The following is a 15863-nucleotide window of genomic DNA, read 5'->3' as shown; positions in this document are numbered from 1 at the left end:
TTTATTTCCATCTTTTGTATAAATTATTTTCAATTTTTAGTAAATCAAGCCATTTACCAATTATAAAATTTTCCATTTCTTCTAAGCTTTGTTGTGAACTATAATATCCTAAAATTGGTGGTGCAATAGTAACTCCAAGTTTTGATAGTTTTAACATATTTTTTAACGATATTGTATTAAAAGGTAGCTCTCTTGGAGCTATAATAATTTCTCTTTTTTCTTTTAACATTACACTAAAAGCTCTTGTTATTAAACTATCAGCTATACCTACTGTACATTTAGCTAATGTGTTTTGTGAACATGGAATAATAATCATTTTATCAACTTTGAAAGATCCAGAGGCTAAACTTGCACCAATATTTTTATCTTTAAATATTGTGATATTTTTATCATCTTTAAAAATATCTTTAATTTTTATACCATTTTCCAATTTTAAAGCTTTTTTTGAATTTTTAGAAAAAACTAAAAAAAGCTCTATATCTTTTGGAATTTGTTTTATAAACTTTAAAGCAAGATTTACTCCACTAGCCCCACTAATTGCAACTGTTAATCTCAAAAAAACCTCTAAATTAATTAAATTATAAAAACATTTATACTACCAAAAAAAAGCTTTGAGTTTTATTTTGTATTTTGTATATTTTAAAACTTACTGTATAAGCTTTTATAAATCAATTAATAGATAACATTTTGTATAAATTAAATTATTTAAACTATTACAAAATTAGGAGATAAATATGTCTAAAATATTTACCTATGTTAGGAAAAATCAGAATAATGAATTATATACTAAAGATCAAAAAGATTTTATAGATAGTTATATAAAAAAAAATAACTTGACTGTTAATAAAAGTATTGAAATCGAAATAAATCGACCTTCTCAAGAAAAAAATATTGTTCATTTTTTAGAAAATTGTGAAAAGAACTCTACAATTATTGTTTCAAATTTAAATGTTTTTGGAAGAACTATAGATAGAATTTTAGAAATTGTTAAATTTTTACTTTCAAATAAAATTAGAATAGTTGTTGTTGAACAAAATTTAGATTTCTTTGATGATAATGATAAACTTACACAGATGATTTTAAGTATTATATCAATGACTATAAATTTAGAAAAAGAGCTTATGAGTCTTAGAACAAAAGAGGCATTAAATGCTAAAAAACAAGATGGAATAGCTTTAGGAAAACCAAAAGGAACCATTCAAAAATCAAAATTTGATTTACAAAGAGATAAAATCGAAGAGCTTTTAGGAGTTGGTTTGAGTGTAAGAAAAATAGCTAAATTGTTGGGATACAATAATCATATTGGTTTAAATAATTATGTAAAAAAAAGAGCTATAAAAGAGCATGTTAAGGCTTTAAAAGAGGTATAAATCCTCTTTTTATTAAAAATATTGTAAAATCAAATATCAAATTAAATGGAGTTTTTATGAAGGTATTATTATTAAAAGATGTAAAAAGTTTAGGAAAAGCTGGAGAAATAAAAGAAGTAGCTGATGGTTATGGTAAAAATTTTTTAATAGGAAAAGGTTTAGCTTTACATGCAACTACAGAAGTTTTAAATAGACATAAAGCCGAACAAAAAAGATTAGCACAAAAAGAAGAAGAAGAAATAGCAAATGCTAAAGAATTAGCAGAAAAAATAAATTCTACAAAACTTACAATTAAACATAAAGTTGGAGCAAATAATCAATTAATAGGTAGTGTAACAAATAAAGAAATAAGTGAAGAATTAGAAAAACAATTTTCGATTATGATTGATAAAAAAAATATTAGTATTGATAATAAAATTAAACATTTAGGTATCTTTGAAGTAAATTGTAAATTGGGGCACTCTATAACTGCAAATTTAAAAATTGATATTATAGCTGAGTAAAAAATGTTTCACGCAACTACTATACTTGCTTATAAAGGGGCTAATAAAGCCGTAATTGGTGGAGATGGACAGGTTACTTTTGGAAATTCTGTTTTAAAAGGAAATGCTACAAAGATAAGAACACTTTATCAAGGAAAAGTTTTAGCTGGATTTGCAGGAAGTACAGCTGATGCTTTTAATCTTTTTGATATGTTTGAAGTTCATTTAGAAGCTTCAAAAGGTGATTTATTAAAATCTGTTATTGCTTTTTCAAAAGAGTGGAGAAAAGATAAAGTTTTAAGAAGATTAGAAGCTATGATGATAGTTTTAAATAAAGAGAGAATATTTATTTTAAGTGGAAATGGTGATGTAGTTGAGCCTGAAGATGGAGAAATAGCATCTATTGGAAGTGGTGGAAACTTTGCTATTAGTGCAGCAAGAGCTTTGGCTAAACATTCAAATTTAGATGAAGAAGATTTAGTAAGAGAAAGTTTAATGATAGCTGGAGAACTTTGTATATATACAAATCAAAATATAAAAATATTAAAGTTAGAGGATTAAAAATATTATGGATATGACACCAAAGCAAATTGTTGCTTATTTAGATGATTACATCATTGGGCAACGAGATGCTAAAAAAACTATTGCATTGGCTTTGAGAAATAGATATAGAAGAATGCAAGTTGAACCAAAACTTCAAGAAGAAATTATGCCAAAAAATATTCTTATGATTGGAAGTACAGGAGTTGGTAAAACAGAGATTGCTAGAAGATTAGCAAAAATGATGGGATTACCATTTGTAAAAGTTGAAGCTAGTAAATATACAGAAGTTGGTTTTGTAGGACGTGATGTTGAATCTATGGTTAGAGATTTACTTTATGAATCAATCTCTCTTGTAACTAAAGAATTTGAAGAAAAAATAAAAGATAAAATAGATGAAGAAGTTACTAAAAAAATAGTTGAGAAATTAGTTCCTCCATTACCTGAAGCAGCAAGTGATAGTGCAAAAGAAGCATTTATAAAAACTTATAATCTAATGGAAAAAAAATTATTAAGTGGAGATTTAGACGATAAAAAAATTGAGATTGAAGTTCCAAAAAAAACTCATGTTGAGATAATTGATTCAAGTTTACCTTTTGATATGAGTTCTATGCAAGAAAGCCTAAATAAAATGCTTGGAAGTCTAAATAAAGATAAAATCAAAAAAGAAGTTACTATAAAAGATGCAAAAATTTTATTAAGAGATGTTGCTAGTGATGGATTGCTTGATACAGAAGCTATAAAAATTGAAGCTATAAAAAGAGCTGAAAATGGTGGTATTATATTTATTGATGAGATAGATAAAATAGCAACAAGCAAGAAAAATAATGGTTCAGATCCATCAAAAGAGGGAGTTCAAAGAGATTTACTTCCAATAGTTGAAGGAAGTAGTGTTCAAACAAAATTTGGACAAGTAAAAACTGATCATATATTGTTTATAGCTGCGGGAGCTTTTCATGTATCAAAACCTAGTGATTTAATTCCAGAGCTTCAAGGAAGATTTCCTTTGAGAGTAGAGTTAGAATCTTTAGATGAAGAAGCACTTTATAAAATTTTAACAAATACTAAAAATTCGCTTTTAAGACAGTATAGAGCACTTTTAGATGTTGAAGGTGTAGAATTAGAGTTTGATGACAAAGCAATAAGAGCCTTTGCAAAATATTCAGTTTTAGCTAATGAAAAAACTGAAGATATAGGTGCAAGAAGACTTCATACTGTTATTGAAAAAGTTATAGAAGATATATCTTTTGATGCTGATGAGAAAAAAGGAACAAAAGTTATTGTTGATGAAAATTTGGTTTCACAAAAATTAGAAAAAATTGTGGATAATGTTGATATTACTAGATACATATTGTAGATTAATAATATTTTGCTAAAATGTGTGTTTTAATTAAAAAAGAGGGGAATATATGAAAGTAATAACTTTTTGTCAAGTTGATGATACAATTTTTAATCCAGAATTTCACGTTGAGTCTTTTCACTCAAAAAGTGAAGATAAAGCAGATATTGCTATTTTAGACATAGAATCAATATTTGAGTATGAAGAAAATAAACATAGTGTTTGTAAAGATAAATTTGTAAGTATTGCAATAATTGAAGACGAAGGTGATTATGATGCCTTTAAAAATTTTGGAATAGATGCTTGGATAAAAAGTGCTGATATTTCTCAAATAAATAATCTAATAAATCTTTTAAATAAAAGATTTTTATCATAAGGATTTTCCATTATTATTGATACACACTGCCATTTAGATAACTCTCAATATTATGAAGATATTGATGAAGTTATCAAAAAAGCACTAGAAAATGGTATAAAAGCTTTTTTAATACCAGGTGCTGATTTAAAAGATTTACCAAGAGCAATAGAATTGTCAGAAAAATATAATGAAGTATATTTTGCTGTGGGAGTACATCCATATGATATAGATGGGTTTGATGAAAATATTATGGAAAAATATGTAACTCATCCAAAATGTATTGCTATTGGTGAGTGTGGGTTAGATTATTATCGACTACCTGAAGATGAAGTTGAAAAAATAGAAAATGTAAAAAGACAAAAAGAGGTTTTTATTGCTCAAGTTAAATTTGCAATAAAACATAACAAACCTCTAATTATTCATATACGTGAAGCTTCAAATGATTCTAGACAAATATTGATAGATTACGAAGCAAGAAAAGTAGGTGGAGTTTTACATTGTTATAACGCAAGTGAACATTTACTCATGTTGGCAGAACATAATTTTTATTTCGGTATAGGTGGAGTTTTAACATTTAAAAATGCAAAAAAATTAGTTGAAATTTTACCAAAAATTCCACAAAATAAACTTTTAATAGAAACAGATGCTCCATATTTAACTCCACATCCATATCGTGGTATTAGAAATGAACCATATTATACAGTCTTTGTAGCAGACAAAATGTCTGAACTTTTAGATTTAAGTAAGGTTGAAATAGAAGATATTACAACAAAAAATGCTAAAAATTTATTTAAAGAATTTTCTAATATTTCTTAGATATAATCTAGATATTCAAAATAAAGAGAGGTACTTTTGAAAAAACTAGTCTTAATAATACTACTCTTAAGTACTTCAGTTTATGCAAACTTTTTTACTAATGAAGATTATAAAGTTTTAGATGAACTTGGAGTTCCAAAAGAATTACTTACTTCTTCTTCTTTTCTTTCAAAATATAAAGATTTATCAACACAAAAAAAGATTAAATATTATGATAATTTAATTAAGAAATCTTTATTGAATGCAAAAATAGTAAGAGAAGAGTTAGAAAATGAAAAGTTACCTAGTAATTTATTTTTTCTACCACTTATAGAATCAAGTTATGTTAATCAAATAAGTAAAAAAGGACCTTCAGGACTTTGGCAAATAATGCCTCTTACTGCAAATACTTTAAAATTAAAGAGAAATGAATTTGTAGATGAAAGATTGGATTTAATAAAATCTACTCAAGCAGCAACTTCTTATTTAAAAAAATATTATAAGAAATTTGGAGAATGGTACCTATCAGTTTTAGCATATAATGCTGGCGAAGGAAGAATTATACATGGATTAGCACGTGCATCTTTGGATAATTATTTAGAAAAAAATCCTAATATGTATCATGATAAAGTTATCAAATTATATAACATTTATATAAATGATTATAGAAAAAGTAAAAAAGGAATAGATAACCTTTATACTATCTATAAAGATTTAGGTAAAAAAAATGGAGAATTTGATTATACATATTTGTTAAAATATAATAATTCAAGAGATTATCTTCCAAAAACTAGTATAAATTATATTAATATGCTTGTATCTTTTTCAATATTAGCAAATAATGATAAGTTTAAAAATCTAGATAGAAATTCAAGATATAATCTTGAAAAAGTAACTGCTGCAAAAGGTTTAAGATTAAAAACTATTGCAGATGCATTGTCTATGGATTATAATGAGTTAAAAGGTTTAAATAAACATCTTTTAAAAGAGATTATTCCTACAGATAAAAATAGCTATAGTTTATATATCCCTCATACTAAAGTTGAGTTATTTGATTCTAGAATAGCAACTATTAAAGGTGGATTAACTGTTGAAAACACAAATATACCTAAAAAAGAAAATAATACAAATAATTTAGTAAAATCAAATAAAACTATACATATAGTTAAACAAGGTGATACTTTAGAAGGGATATCTAAAAAATATAAAGTAAGTATTAAAAAGATAAAAAGTGATAATAAAAAACAGACAAATATGTTAAAAATAGGAGAAAAAATTGAGATTTATAAATAAAAAAAGATATTTTATATATTTAATTCTTGTATTTGGTTTCTTATTTACAGGTTGTTCAACAAGACAAACTTCTTATGATTATAGCTCATTTCATAAAAATACAGGAAATACAAATATTAATAATTCAGAAGCTATGCATAGAGCAACGATGAGACCTTATGAAGTATTTGGAGTAAGATATTATCCTTTTGTTGCAAATGTTGGAGATACTTTTGATGGTATTGCATCTTGGTATGGTCCAGATTTTCATTCAAAGAAGACTTCAAATGGCGAAATTTATAATATGTATGCAATGACAGCTGCACATAAAACTTTACCTATGAATACTGTTGTTAAAGTTGATAATTTAGATAATGGAAGAACAACTGTCGTAAGAATCAATGATAGAGGTCCTTTTGTTGTAGGAAGAATTATAGATTTATCAAATAAAGCAGCTCATGAAATTGATATGGTTAGAAAAGGAACTGCTAAAGTTAAAGTAACAGTTTTAGGATATAATGGACTAATAGATGATAAAAATGCTCCATCTGTTGGAACTATTGAAAAAAAACCAGCAGTAGAAACAATAGATGTAGTTGAAGATGTTATTGTCACAACAAATGTTAATACAAATATTGGAGCACCAATCCAAACATCAAATTCTACTAAGCCAGTTGTTGGAAAAGGAAAATTTAGTATTCAAGTTGGAGCGTTTAGTTTACAAGCAGGTGCAATAAAAACAGTTGATGAATACAAGTCAAAGTTCCCTTCGAAAAAAGTTGAATATAGTGAAACAGGTGGAATATATAGAGTTTATATTAGAGGATTTTCATCTTATGATGATGGACAAAAATTTAAAGAAAGAAATAATTTAACAAGTTCAATAGTAGTACAAAATTAGGATTTAAAATGATAGAAATAAATAGAGTTACAAAAGAGACAGATATTAAATGTAAATTGAATTTAGAAGGTAGTGGACAATTTTCTATAAATACAGGTGTTGGTTTTTTTGATCATATGCTTGAAGCTTTAAGTAAACATAGTAGTATTGATATAAATTTAGAGTGTAAAGGTGATTTGCATATAGATTTTCACCATACAGTTGAGGACTGTGGAATAGTATTAGGACAAGCTTTGAAAAAAGCAATATTTCCTATTAAAGCAGTTGAAAGATATGGTAATGCAACTGTTGTAATGGATGAAGCTGCTGTTTCATGTGCTTTAGATTTATCTAATAGACCATTTTTAGTTTATGAAATAGATGTAACTGAAAAAGTAGGTCTTTTTGATGTTGAATTAGTTGAGGAATTTTTTCATGCTTTAAGCTCAAATGCTGGAATAACTTTGCACTTAATTCAAGATAGAGGTAGAAATAAACACCATATTATTGAGGCTACATTTAAAGCTTTTGCTGTTGCTTTAAGAAGAGCATTAGTGAAAAATGAAAAACTTGGAATCCCAAGTACAAAAGGTGTTTTATGATTGAGTTAATTGTTTTTGATGTTGATGGTACATTAACAAATGGACAAATAACTTATAGCTCAAATGGAGATGAATTTAAATCTTTTGATGTCAGTGATGGATTAGCAATAGCTGTTTGGACTAGGAATTTAGGGAAAAAAGTAGCAATTATTACTGGAAGAAATTCATCTATTACAGAAAAAAGAGCAAAGGAATTAAATGTTTCTCATATTTATCAAGGCGTAAAAAATAAACTTGAAGTATTAGAAGAAATTTTAAAAAAAGAGAGTTTAACTTTATCTCAAGTTGCTGCTATTGGCGATGATTTGAATGATTATAAAATGCTTAAAAATGTAGGATTGTCTTTTACCCCAGCAAATGGGACACAATATTTAAAAGATTTTGTTAATGTAGTTTGCAAAAAAAGAGGTGGTGAAGGTGCTGCAAGAGAGATGATTGAATATATAATAAAAAAAGATGGTATGGAAAAGGAGTTTTTAAACGCATGGGTTTAAAAATCTTTGTAGGGATTATATTTATTATATCAATATTCTTTTATTTTACTCCTATAAAAGAAACAAAGAAAGATATAAAAAATGAAGATATAGCATTATTTATATTTGAAAAACCAAATATGTATAGTTTTGATAAAAATGGATTAACTAGAATAATTATTGCAGAGCAAGCAATTAGATATGAAAATAGAGATGAAATGTATTTTGGAGATATTACTATAAATAATAGTAATGAAAAAAGAGATTTTAAAAGTGAAAGTATTAAAGCAAATTTTATAGTAAAAAAAGGTGCAATTTATACTTTAAAAGACGATGTCGAATATTTAAGAGATGATTTTGTTAAAATATATACACAACATTTGATTTATGATGATTTAAATAAAATTGCAAAAAATAATAAACCATTTAAAGCAGAGTATTATACACATAAATATAATGGTGAAAATTTATACTTTAATATAGACAAAGATATTATAAACTCAAAAAATACACATTTTGAGATTGATATGAAAAAATAAGAGGTAAAAAATGAGAATTTTGGCTGGATTAATAGTGTGTTCTACACTTTTATTTTCACAAAGCGAAACTTTAGTAATAGATGCACTTGATTTTAAAGCGGATGATAATAAAGGTATATCTACTTTTACAGGTAATGTAAAAGTAAGAATGGGTGAAGATAAATTAAATGCAGATAAAGTAGATGTATATTTTGAAAATGATAAAAACTCAAAAAATAAAGTTGCTACAAAATATGAAGCTACTGGAAATGCAGATTTTGAAGTAATTTCAAAAGATAAACATTATGTTGGAAAAGGTGATAAAATAGTTTATAATCCTAAAAAAGAAGAATATACTATTCTTGGGAATGGTTTTGTACATGAAAAAAATGATGATAGAAAAGTTTATGGAGATAATATATATATAAATCAATTGACAGGTGAAGCAAAAGTTAAAGGAAGTGAAAATAAACCAGTAAAGTTTATAATAAATGTTGAAAGAGGAGATAAAAATTAGTATGAATTTAATTGATGCTACTTTTTTACAATCAGCTCAAAGTATAGTTGATTCTCCTGCACCAAATATTGCAGAAGTTGCATTTTTAGGTCGTTCAAATGTTGGTAAATCTTCTTTATTAAACTCTTTAACAAATAAAAAAGGTTTAGCAAAATCATCTTCAACACCTGGAAAAACACAGCTAATAAACTATTTTGATATCAAATTTAAAACAACAAATGAAGAAAATCCATATTTATTTGCAAGATTTGTAGATTTACCAGGATTTGGTTATGCAAAAGTGGCAAAAAGTTTAAAAGCTGCTTGGAATAAGAACTTAACTGGTTATTTACAACAACGCCCAAATTTACAAATTTTTGTACATCTAATAGATTCAAGACATCCAGAACTTGAAATAGATAAAAATGTTGATGATTTTTTAAGAACTATTAAACGAGGTGATCAAATAATTGTAAATGCTTTTACAAAAACAGATAAATTAAATAGTAGTGAATTATCAAAATTAAAAAGAGATTATCCAGAAGGAATTTTTATATCAAACCTTAAAAAAAGAGGTATAATAGAACTTCAAAATAAAATTACAGGATATTTATTTGGAAATTAGATTTTATAAACCGACAGTTATTGATATACCAAAAATGCAAGAACTTGTAAAACCTGAAGTTGAAAGTGGAAAGATTTTACTTAGAACTGAAGATGAAATGGCTACAACAATTCGCTCTTATACTATTGTTGAAGTTGATGGAGAAATGGCTGGATTTACAGCAACACATATTCACTCTCCAAGACTTGCAGAAGTAAGAAGTTTAATAGTAAAAGAAAAATTTAGAGGTTTAAAACTTGGAAAGAAATTAGTTGAAGCCTGTGTTAAAGAAGCAGAATTTTATGGAATAAAACAAGTTTTATCTTTAACTTATGAAAAAGAGTTTTTTTTAAGATGTGGTTTTATAGAGATAGAAAAAGAGGATATCCCAGAACAAAAAATTTGGGCAGATTGTATTCGCTGTAAACTCTTTCCAATTTGTAATGAAGTTGCAATGGTAAAAGATCTTTAACTTCGTTAAGTTTATATTAATTTTTTTTTAGTAAAATCGGGCAAAATTAAGCTTAAAGGAATAATTATGCCACCTACTACCTTGCAAATTATCGCACTTGTTATATTCGTTCTCGCAATTATACACATATTCTCCGTTAAATATTTTGAACATTTATCTCACAGAAGTCAAAAACACTCAGGACTTTTTCACTTATTGGGTGAAATAGAAGTAGTTTTTGGTATTTGGGCTATGGTTTTAGTAATTTTTATGTTTCTTTTATTAGGTAAACAAAGTACAGTCGATTATGTAAATACTAGAAACTATGTTGAACCAATGTTCGTTTTTGTAATTATGGTTATTGCTGCAACAAGACCAATCTTACATACTGTTATAGCTTTTGTTAAAAAATTATCAAATATATTGCCAGGTAAAGGTGCAATGGGATTCTATTTTGTTGTTTTAGCAATAGTTCCTTTATTGGGTTCATTTATTACTGAACCAGCAGCTATGACTCTTGCCGCTCTTATTTTAAGTGATAAGTTATTTTCTCAAGGAATTTCAAATAAATTTAAATATATGACTTTAGGAGTACTTTTTATAAATGTTTCAATTGGTGGTACTTTAACAAATTTTGCTGCTCCTCCTATCTTAATGGTTGCTCAAACTTGGGATTGGAGTACTGTTTTTATGTTTAAAACTTTTGGTTGGAAAGCAATTATTGCAATTCTTATAAATACTAATTTTATGATATTACTTTTCTATAAAGAATTATCAAAAATAAATATTAGAACAACAGTTAGTGATAGAGAAAAGCTTCCTTTTGGGATTGTTTTGGTACACTTTATGTTTTTAATTTTGGTAGTATATTTTGCACACTATCCAGCATTCTTTATGATTTTATTTTTACTTTTTTTAGGTGTAACTTACGCTTATCAACAATATCAAGATAGATTGATGTTAAGAGAAGGTCTTTTAGTTGCATTTTTCTTAGGTGGACTTGTAATCTTAGGTGGACAACAAGAATGGTGGTTAAAAGATATTATTTCAAGTTTAAGTAATGCTGAAGCATTTGTTGGAGCAATTACTCTAGGTGCATTTACAGATAATGCTGCTATAACATATTTAGGGTCATTAGTTGAAGGATTAAGTGATGAATTTAAATATTATTTAGTTGCTGGAGCAGTATCTGGTGGTGGATTAACTGTTATCGCAAATGCACCAAACCCAGCAGGGGCAGCTATTTTAAAAAGCCATTTTGAAGATAATACTATAGATCCAAGATATCTATTTTTAGGTGCACTAGCTCCAACATTAATTGCTAGTATATGTTTTATAGTTTTATAAGGAAAAATTTATATGATTACTAATTTTGCCAAATTTGCAAGAACAAATAAGAGTTTGATAGTTTTTTCAAACTCTTTTAGCCATATAGAAGTGTTTAAGAAATTTTATAATGTTAGAGTTAAACCAAAAGAGTTTGGTTACTTAAAAATAAATGAAGATAGAATTTGTTTATTGGAAGATGATTTAAAGTGTGATTTAATTCAAGGAAGAACGGATGCTTTAATTAGGAATAAACTTTTAGATTCATTTGTAGTTGAATCAAGATATATTATAACTTCTACAAAATTTATAATATTTCCTAAAAAATTTGCATTTAAAAGAGTGGCAAATAGAATTTTTACTGATTATGTAATTCAAGGTGCTGGAGAAGTTACTTTTGAGAAAATCAATAATGAAATTATTATTAAATGTTTTGGTGAAGCAAAAGAACTTAATATAAAAAGTAGAGAAATCGATGCTTTAATTTTAAAAGATGAATTAGAAGCTAATTTTGATGATTAAAAGAAATTATTGAATTATTAAAGATAAGGAGAGTCTTAATACTCCTCTTCATCTTCTGCTTCGCTATCAAAACAGTAAACACACTCTTCATCAAAGAATGAATATTCATCATAACAATAGAATCTTTCACAACTATCACATTTAAAACAATCGTGTTCTTTTGCTAATTTTTGTTCTAACTCTTCACTTGTTAAGTTATGCTTTATAGCGTAATCCTCAAAGATTTGATAAACATTTTTGTTCTTATCAGATTTAAGCTCTTTTGCTAAATCTTCTAAATTATCTATATCCATCTTACTTGCCTTTATTTTTTTGTAAAGGATATATTATCTCAAAAAATTGTATAATCATACCTTAAAAAAATTAAGGCTTTAGAAAAAATGAATGACAATGAGATAAAAACACAAAAGTTTATAGTGAAATACTTTACTGAAATTATGATAAAAGGTGATAGTGCTAAAAGGCAAATGATAAATCAACTATATCAAAATCTACAAAAAATATCTTTAAGAATTTCAAAAGATATACAAATAAAAAAATTTTTTGATAAGATAGAACTTGTAACCCCTTTCGATTTTGTTGAAGAATTAAGAGTAAAACTTTTAGAAACTTCAGGAATTGAACAAGTTTTGGAAGCAATACAAATTGATAATATGCATACATTAGATGAAATAAAAGTAAAAGTCAATGAATATATGAGTCATACTATCTCTGATAAAACTTTTGTTGTACGTGCGAAAAGAGTAGGAACTCAAAATTTTAAATCAACAGATATTGAACAAACTGTTGGTGGGTATATGTTAGCTATGAATAAAAATAGTAAAGGTGTGGATTTAAAAAATGCTGATATTACAATTAATTTGGAATTAGAACACGCTAAATTAAATATTATTACAAAAAAATATTTTGGAATGGGTGGTTTCCCTTTAGGAACTCAAGGTGATATTTTATCTTTAATGTCTGGTGGATTTGACTCAACAGTTGCTTCTTATTTATCTATAAAAAGAGGGATAAAAACTCATTTTATATTTTTTAATCTTGGTGGTTTAGCTCATGAAATAGGTGTTAAACAAGTTGCTTGGTATTTATGGAATAGATTTTCAAGTTCTCATAAAGTATCATTTATAACTGTACCTTTTGAAGATGTTGTTTCTCAAATTTTTAAAGATATAAGTCCTTCTTATATGGGAGTAATGCTTAAAAGATTAATGATACAAGCTTCAGAAAATATAGCAAAAGATTTAAAAATAGATTCTCTTTTAACAGGTGAAAGTGTTGCACAAGTTTCAAGTCAAACTTTAAGAAATTTAAGTTTAATCGATAGTGCATCAAATATGCTTATTTTAAGACCTCTTAGTTTTATGAGTAAGCCAGATATTATTGATATTGCTACAAAAATAGGGACTAGAAAATTTGCTGAAGCAATGCCTGAATATTGTGGTGTTATATCTCAACATCCAGTAACTTTTGGTAGTTATGATAGAGTTGAAAAAGAAGCTAAAGCTTTTGATTATTCGATTTTAGATGAAGCTATTAAAAATGCTAAAATTAAAAGTATAGATGAAGTTCTAGATGATATTTGTGAAATAGGGAGTTTAGAAGTTGTAAATGAGCCAAATAAAAATGATATTGTGATTGATATAAGACAAAGTTTAGATTGTATAAAAACAGATGTTGAAACGTTAAAAATACCATTTTATAATCTTAAAAAAGAGTTTAAAAACTTATCAAAAGAAAAAACATATCTTCTTTATTGTGATAAAGGAGTTTTAAGTCAACTTCATGGGCAGTTTTTAAAAGATAGTGAAGGATATACAAATATTAAAGTTTATAGACCAAAATAAGTCTATTAATGATAAAATTAATTTTAATTTTTAAAAAAGGATATAAATGAAAAAAATAGTACTTATAATAGTAGCTATTTTTGTAGCATTATTACTTATTTGTTTTACGATTACAAGTACAACAAAGAGTAGTATTCAATCAAAAGTAGATGAATTAAATAATAATGGTTTTTATGTAACAAATAAAAATTATAGTAGTTTTTTTAATACAAAAGGTAAAGGAAAAATTGAGATTACAGATGCTGTAAAGGCTATTGATTATCTTTTAAGTAAAAAAGCTAATAATGAGCTAAAAGAGGAAATTATTACATTATTATCATCTATAGAAAATGATGATAAAAAAGAAGTTTTAAATGGTTTAACTTTCGATTATAATTTTGTAGTTTCAAAATTAGGTTCAAATTTAGATTTGAATTTATATTTAACAAAATTACCTATAAAATATACTTATAATGCAATGAAAAATTCTTATTCAAATTCAACTATTAGTGAAATGGCTAAAAATAGAGATGTTCATATAAATATTGATGAAAAAGGTAATTTTAGTATTTCTGATTTTACTTTTATTTCTCAAAATAATGGAATATATACATTTAGAGGAATTAAAGGAAATCAAAATAGTATAACAATACCTTTGTTAGATTTTGAAATAGGAAATTATTACTTAGATGATAAAATAGTTCTTGAAAATGTATATTTTTCTTATAATGAAGATAAAAATAAAAAAGTTGATTCAAAGTTTGATATAGGAAGTCTTAAATATAAAAATGTATATCTTCTAAATGAATATGATATAAAAAATTTAAAAGTGCATTCAAGTTCGGTTTTAAATGGTGATGATTTAAAAGGTGATACAAAAATATCTTTCGATGAATTAAATTTTAAAAATACTGATTACTATACAAAAAATGATAAAAATAGTACAAATTTAAAAAATACATCTCTTACTATTGCTTATGATAAATTACCTTATAAAGAATATAAAGAATTTACAAAATCATTAGGTATAGAAGCATATTCTTTACAACCAACAGCCAATACTAAAGATTCAGATAAAAAATTTCTTGAAGTATTAACAAAATCTGATTTAACTATCAATATAAATGGTGAGTCAAAAGATTTAAATGTAGATAAAAATAGCTTATATAAAGATTTAAAATTATCTGGAAATCTAATATTGAATAAAAATTTAGATTTATTTAATATTCATACTTTAAATGATATTTTTAGCACTTTAAAAGCTAATATTGAAGTAGATAAAGAATCAATTGAGAAATCTATACAAACTTTTGATGAGGAATTAAAAGGTAAATTAAAATTTGAAAATGCAAATGATGAAAATTTTAAAAAACTAGAAATTGAATTAAAAGAAGATGGGCTTTATGTAAACAATATTTTAACTTTGAAAAAAGATAAACTAAAATTATATTCAAATAATTATAACTCATATGGTTATAATGATACATATAGCTCATATGATGGTAAAGAGTCTAACATAGATAATGTATCTTATTCTTATGAATTAGTTTCTCCAAATCTTTTAAGAGTTAATTTTAAATATAAAACAGGTTTAAAAGATATATCTTCTGGTGGAATTTCTGTATCTTTCCCTCAATTTAAAGATGATACAAGAGTAAAAGCTAAAAATACAAAAACATTTAAAAAACTTGATGTTTATAAATCTGGAGATACACTTTATAGTGGATTATTAAAAGAGAACATAACTGGTTCATATTTAATGATTGAAGGTTGGGATGAAGATTGGAATGATAAAAATATTGAAAAAGAGTTAAGTGTTGATTTAGATATTACAGATTTGAATAATGTTCTTGAAATAAATTTAAGAGGATATTCAACAGAAGCTAATAAATTCGATTATGAACTTGTACCAAATCAAAACCAAAGTTTTACACAAGATCAACAAACATATCCAATAAAAATATCTGATATAGATTTATATACTCTAAGAAATAGTAAAAAATAAGAAAGGC

General features: G+C 25.6%; 20 protein-coding genes. 18 read left to right on the top strand and 2 right to left on the bottom strand.

All coding sequences use genetic code 11. The features are described 5' to 3' along the window. Window position 1: 1 nt before the first annotated feature. Entirely contained in the window at window positions 2–556 is a 555-nt protein-coding gene (locus ALANTH_RS07600) for a UbiX family flavin prenyltransferase (protein WP_026807578.1), read from the bottom strand. Window positions 557–734: 178 nt separating this feature from the next. On the opposite strand from ALANTH_RS07600, the gene ALANTH_RS07595 reads away from it, so the two are divergent. The 16 genes from ALANTH_RS07595 to ALANTH_RS07520 all read left to right on the top strand — a co-directional run bounded on the left by ALANTH_RS07595 (window position 735) and on the right by ALANTH_RS07520 (window position 12028). Then, window positions 735–1370: a recombinase family protein gene (locus ALANTH_RS07595; protein ID WP_026804617.1), complete on the top strand. Its 636-nt coding sequence runs from the start codon at window positions 735–737 to the stop codon at window positions 1368–1370. A gap of 56 nt (window positions 1371–1426) precedes the next feature. Further along, on the top strand, window positions 1427–1873 hold the full coding sequence (gene rplI / locus ALANTH_RS07590; RefSeq protein WP_026804616.1) for a 50S ribosomal protein L9: 447 nt from the start codon (window positions 1427–1429) through the stop codon (window positions 1871–1873). A gap of 3 nt (window positions 1874–1876) precedes the next feature. Further along, complete coding sequence (gene hslV / locus ALANTH_RS07585) at window positions 1877–2413, top strand: ATP-dependent protease subunit HslV (RefSeq protein ID WP_026804615.1); 537 nt, start codon at window positions 1877–1879, stop codon at window positions 2411–2413. Between the two features lie 7 nt (window positions 2414–2420). Continuing rightward, window positions 2421–3749 carry an ATP-dependent protease ATPase subunit HslU gene (gene hslU, locus ALANTH_RS07580; protein WP_026807579.1) on the top strand — a complete coding sequence of 443 codons (1329 nt, stop codon included), beginning with the start codon at window positions 2421–2423 and terminating at the stop codon, window positions 3747–3749. A 52-nt stretch (window positions 3750–3801) separates the two neighbouring features. Further along, complete coding sequence (locus tag ALANTH_RS07575; RefSeq protein ID WP_026804613.1) at window positions 3802–4107, top strand: hypothetical protein; 306 nt, start codon at window positions 3802–3804, stop codon at window positions 4105–4107. A gap of 9 nt (window positions 4108–4116) precedes the next feature. Beyond that, window positions 4117–4905: a TatD family hydrolase gene (locus ALANTH_RS07570; protein ID WP_026804612.1), complete on the top strand. Its 789-nt coding sequence runs from the start codon at window positions 4117–4119 to the stop codon at window positions 4903–4905. A 36-nt stretch (window positions 4906–4941) separates the two neighbouring features. After that, the gene (locus ALANTH_RS07565) at window positions 4942–6177 is read left to right on the top strand and encodes a lytic transglycosylase domain-containing protein (RefSeq protein ID WP_026807580.1); all 1236 of its coding nucleotides are present in this window, start codon (window positions 4942–4944) and stop codon (window positions 6175–6177) included. Beyond that, window positions 6161–7057, top strand: coding sequence for a septal ring lytic transglycosylase RlpA family protein (locus ALANTH_RS07560; protein ID WP_026807581.1), 897 nt, complete (start codon window positions 6161–6163; stop codon window positions 7055–7057). Before ALANTH_RS07565 ends, ALANTH_RS07560 begins: the two co-directional genes overlap by 17 nt. 8 nt (window positions 7058–7065) lie before the next feature. Then, window positions 7066–7638 (top strand): imidazoleglycerol-phosphate dehydratase HisB, encoded by a 573-nt coding sequence (hisB, locus tag ALANTH_RS07555; protein ID WP_026807582.1) that lies wholly within the window; start codon window positions 7066–7068, stop codon window positions 7636–7638. Continuing rightward, entirely contained in the window at window positions 7635–8132 is a 498-nt protein-coding gene (locus tag ALANTH_RS07550) for a KdsC family phosphatase (protein WP_026804608.1), read from the top strand. The genes hisB and ALANTH_RS07550 overlap by 4 nt, the downstream gene beginning before the upstream one ends. Next, window positions 8123–8650: an LPS export ABC transporter periplasmic protein LptC gene (lptC, locus tag ALANTH_RS07545; protein WP_026807583.1), complete on the top strand. Its 528-nt coding sequence runs from the start codon at window positions 8123–8125 to the stop codon at window positions 8648–8650. Before ALANTH_RS07550 ends, lptC begins: the two co-directional genes overlap by 10 nt. Window positions 8651–8660: 10 nt before the next feature. Beyond that, entirely contained in the window at window positions 8661–9146 is a 486-nt protein-coding gene (gene lptA, locus ALANTH_RS07540) for a lipopolysaccharide transport periplasmic protein LptA (protein WP_026807584.1), read from the top strand. A gap of 1 nt (window position 9147) precedes the next feature. After that, on the top strand, window positions 9148–9750 hold the full coding sequence (gene yihA, locus ALANTH_RS07535; RefSeq protein WP_026807585.1) for a ribosome biogenesis GTP-binding protein YihA/YsxC: 603 nt from the start codon (window positions 9148–9150) through the stop codon (window positions 9748–9750). Next, complete coding sequence (locus tag ALANTH_RS07530; protein ID WP_026807586.1) at window positions 9740–10201, top strand: N-acetyltransferase; 462 nt, start codon at window positions 9740–9742, stop codon at window positions 10199–10201. The genes yihA and ALANTH_RS07530 overlap by 11 nt, the downstream gene beginning before the upstream one ends. A 66-nt stretch (window positions 10202–10267) precedes the next feature. Further along, window positions 10268–11527: a putative Na+/H+ antiporter gene (locus tag ALANTH_RS07525; RefSeq protein ID WP_026804603.1), complete on the top strand. Its 1260-nt coding sequence runs from the start codon at window positions 10268–10270 to the stop codon at window positions 11525–11527. Between the two features lie 12 nt (window positions 11528–11539). Next, entirely contained in the window at window positions 11540–12028 is a 489-nt protein-coding gene (locus ALANTH_RS07520) for a hypothetical protein (protein WP_026804602.1), read from the top strand. A 35-nt stretch (window positions 12029–12063) separates the two neighbouring features. Here the strand turns inward: ALANTH_RS07520 and ALANTH_RS07515 are convergent, their stop codons facing one another. After that, window positions 12064–12321 (bottom strand): hypothetical protein, encoded by a 258-nt coding sequence (locus ALANTH_RS07515; protein WP_026804601.1) that lies wholly within the window; start codon window positions 12319–12321, stop codon window positions 12064–12066. Window positions 12322–12408: 87 nt separating this feature from the next. On the opposite strand from ALANTH_RS07515, the gene thiI reads away from it, so the two are divergent. Both thiI and ALANTH_RS07505 read left to right on the top strand, forming a co-directional pair. Continuing rightward, complete coding sequence (gene thiI, locus ALANTH_RS07510; protein ID WP_026807587.1) at window positions 12409–13872, top strand: tRNA uracil 4-sulfurtransferase ThiI; 1464 nt, start codon at window positions 12409–12411, stop codon at window positions 13870–13872. 46 nt (window positions 13873–13918) lie between these two features. Next, entirely contained in the window at window positions 13919–15856 is a 1938-nt protein-coding gene (locus ALANTH_RS07505) for a hypothetical protein (protein WP_026807588.1), read from the top strand. Window positions 15857–15863 lie beyond the last annotated feature (7 nt).

It is taken from the genome of Aliarcobacter lanthieri, from assembly GCF_013201625.1.
GTDB lineage: Bacteria > Campylobacterota > Campylobacteria > Campylobacterales > Arcobacteraceae > Aliarcobacter > Aliarcobacter lanthieri.
This window is presented reverse-complemented; position numbering and strand designations above follow the sequence as displayed.

What these genes read in the sequence shown, in the direction of transcription:
- thiI (WP_026807587.1), top strand. Translation starts at nt 12,409, where the DNA reads ATGAATGACAATGAGATAAAAACACAAAAGTTTATAGTGAAATACTTT.
- ALANTH_RS07550 (WP_026804608.1), top strand. Translation starts at nt 7,635, where the DNA reads ATGATTGAGTTAATTGTTTTTGATGTTGATGGTACATTAACAAATGGA.
- hisB (WP_026807582.1), top strand. Translation starts at nt 7,066, where the DNA reads ATGATAGAAATAAATAGAGTTACAAAAGAGACAGATATTAAATGTAAA.
- yihA (WP_026807585.1), top strand. Translation starts at nt 9,148, where the DNA reads ATGAATTTAATTGATGCTACTTTTTTACAATCAGCTCAAAGTATAGTT.
- ALANTH_RS07520 (WP_026804602.1), top strand. Translation starts at nt 11,540, where the DNA reads ATGATTACTAATTTTGCCAAATTTGCAAGAACAAATAAGAGTTTGATA.
- hslU (WP_026807579.1), top strand. Translation starts at nt 2,421, where the DNA reads ATGGATATGACACCAAAGCAAATTGTTGCTTATTTAGATGATTACATC.
- hslV (WP_026804615.1), top strand. Translation starts at nt 1,877, where the DNA reads ATGTTTCACGCAACTACTATACTTGCTTATAAAGGGGCTAATAAAGCC.
- ALANTH_RS07575 (WP_026804613.1), top strand. Translation starts at nt 3,802, where the DNA reads ATGAAAGTAATAACTTTTTGTCAAGTTGATGATACAATTTTTAATCCA.
- ALANTH_RS07505 (WP_026807588.1), top strand. Translation starts at nt 13,919, where the DNA reads ATGAAAAAAATAGTACTTATAATAGTAGCTATTTTTGTAGCATTATTA.
- ALANTH_RS07515 (WP_026804601.1), bottom strand. Translation starts at nt 12,321, where the DNA reads ATGGATATAGATAATTTAGAAGATTTAGCAAAAGAGCTTAAATCTGAT.
- ALANTH_RS07595 (WP_026804617.1), top strand. Translation starts at nt 735, where the DNA reads ATGTCTAAAATATTTACCTATGTTAGGAAAAATCAGAATAATGAATTA.
- lptC (WP_026807583.1), top strand. Translation starts at nt 8,123, where the DNA reads ATGGGTTTAAAAATCTTTGTAGGGATTATATTTATTATATCAATATTC.
- lptA (WP_026807584.1), top strand. Translation starts at nt 8,661, where the DNA reads ATGAGAATTTTGGCTGGATTAATAGTGTGTTCTACACTTTTATTTTCA.
- rplI (WP_026804616.1), top strand. Translation starts at nt 1,427, where the DNA reads ATGAAGGTATTATTATTAAAAGATGTAAAAAGTTTAGGAAAAGCTGGA.
- ALANTH_RS07525 (WP_026804603.1), top strand. Translation starts at nt 10,268, where the DNA reads ATGCCACCTACTACCTTGCAAATTATCGCACTTGTTATATTCGTTCTC.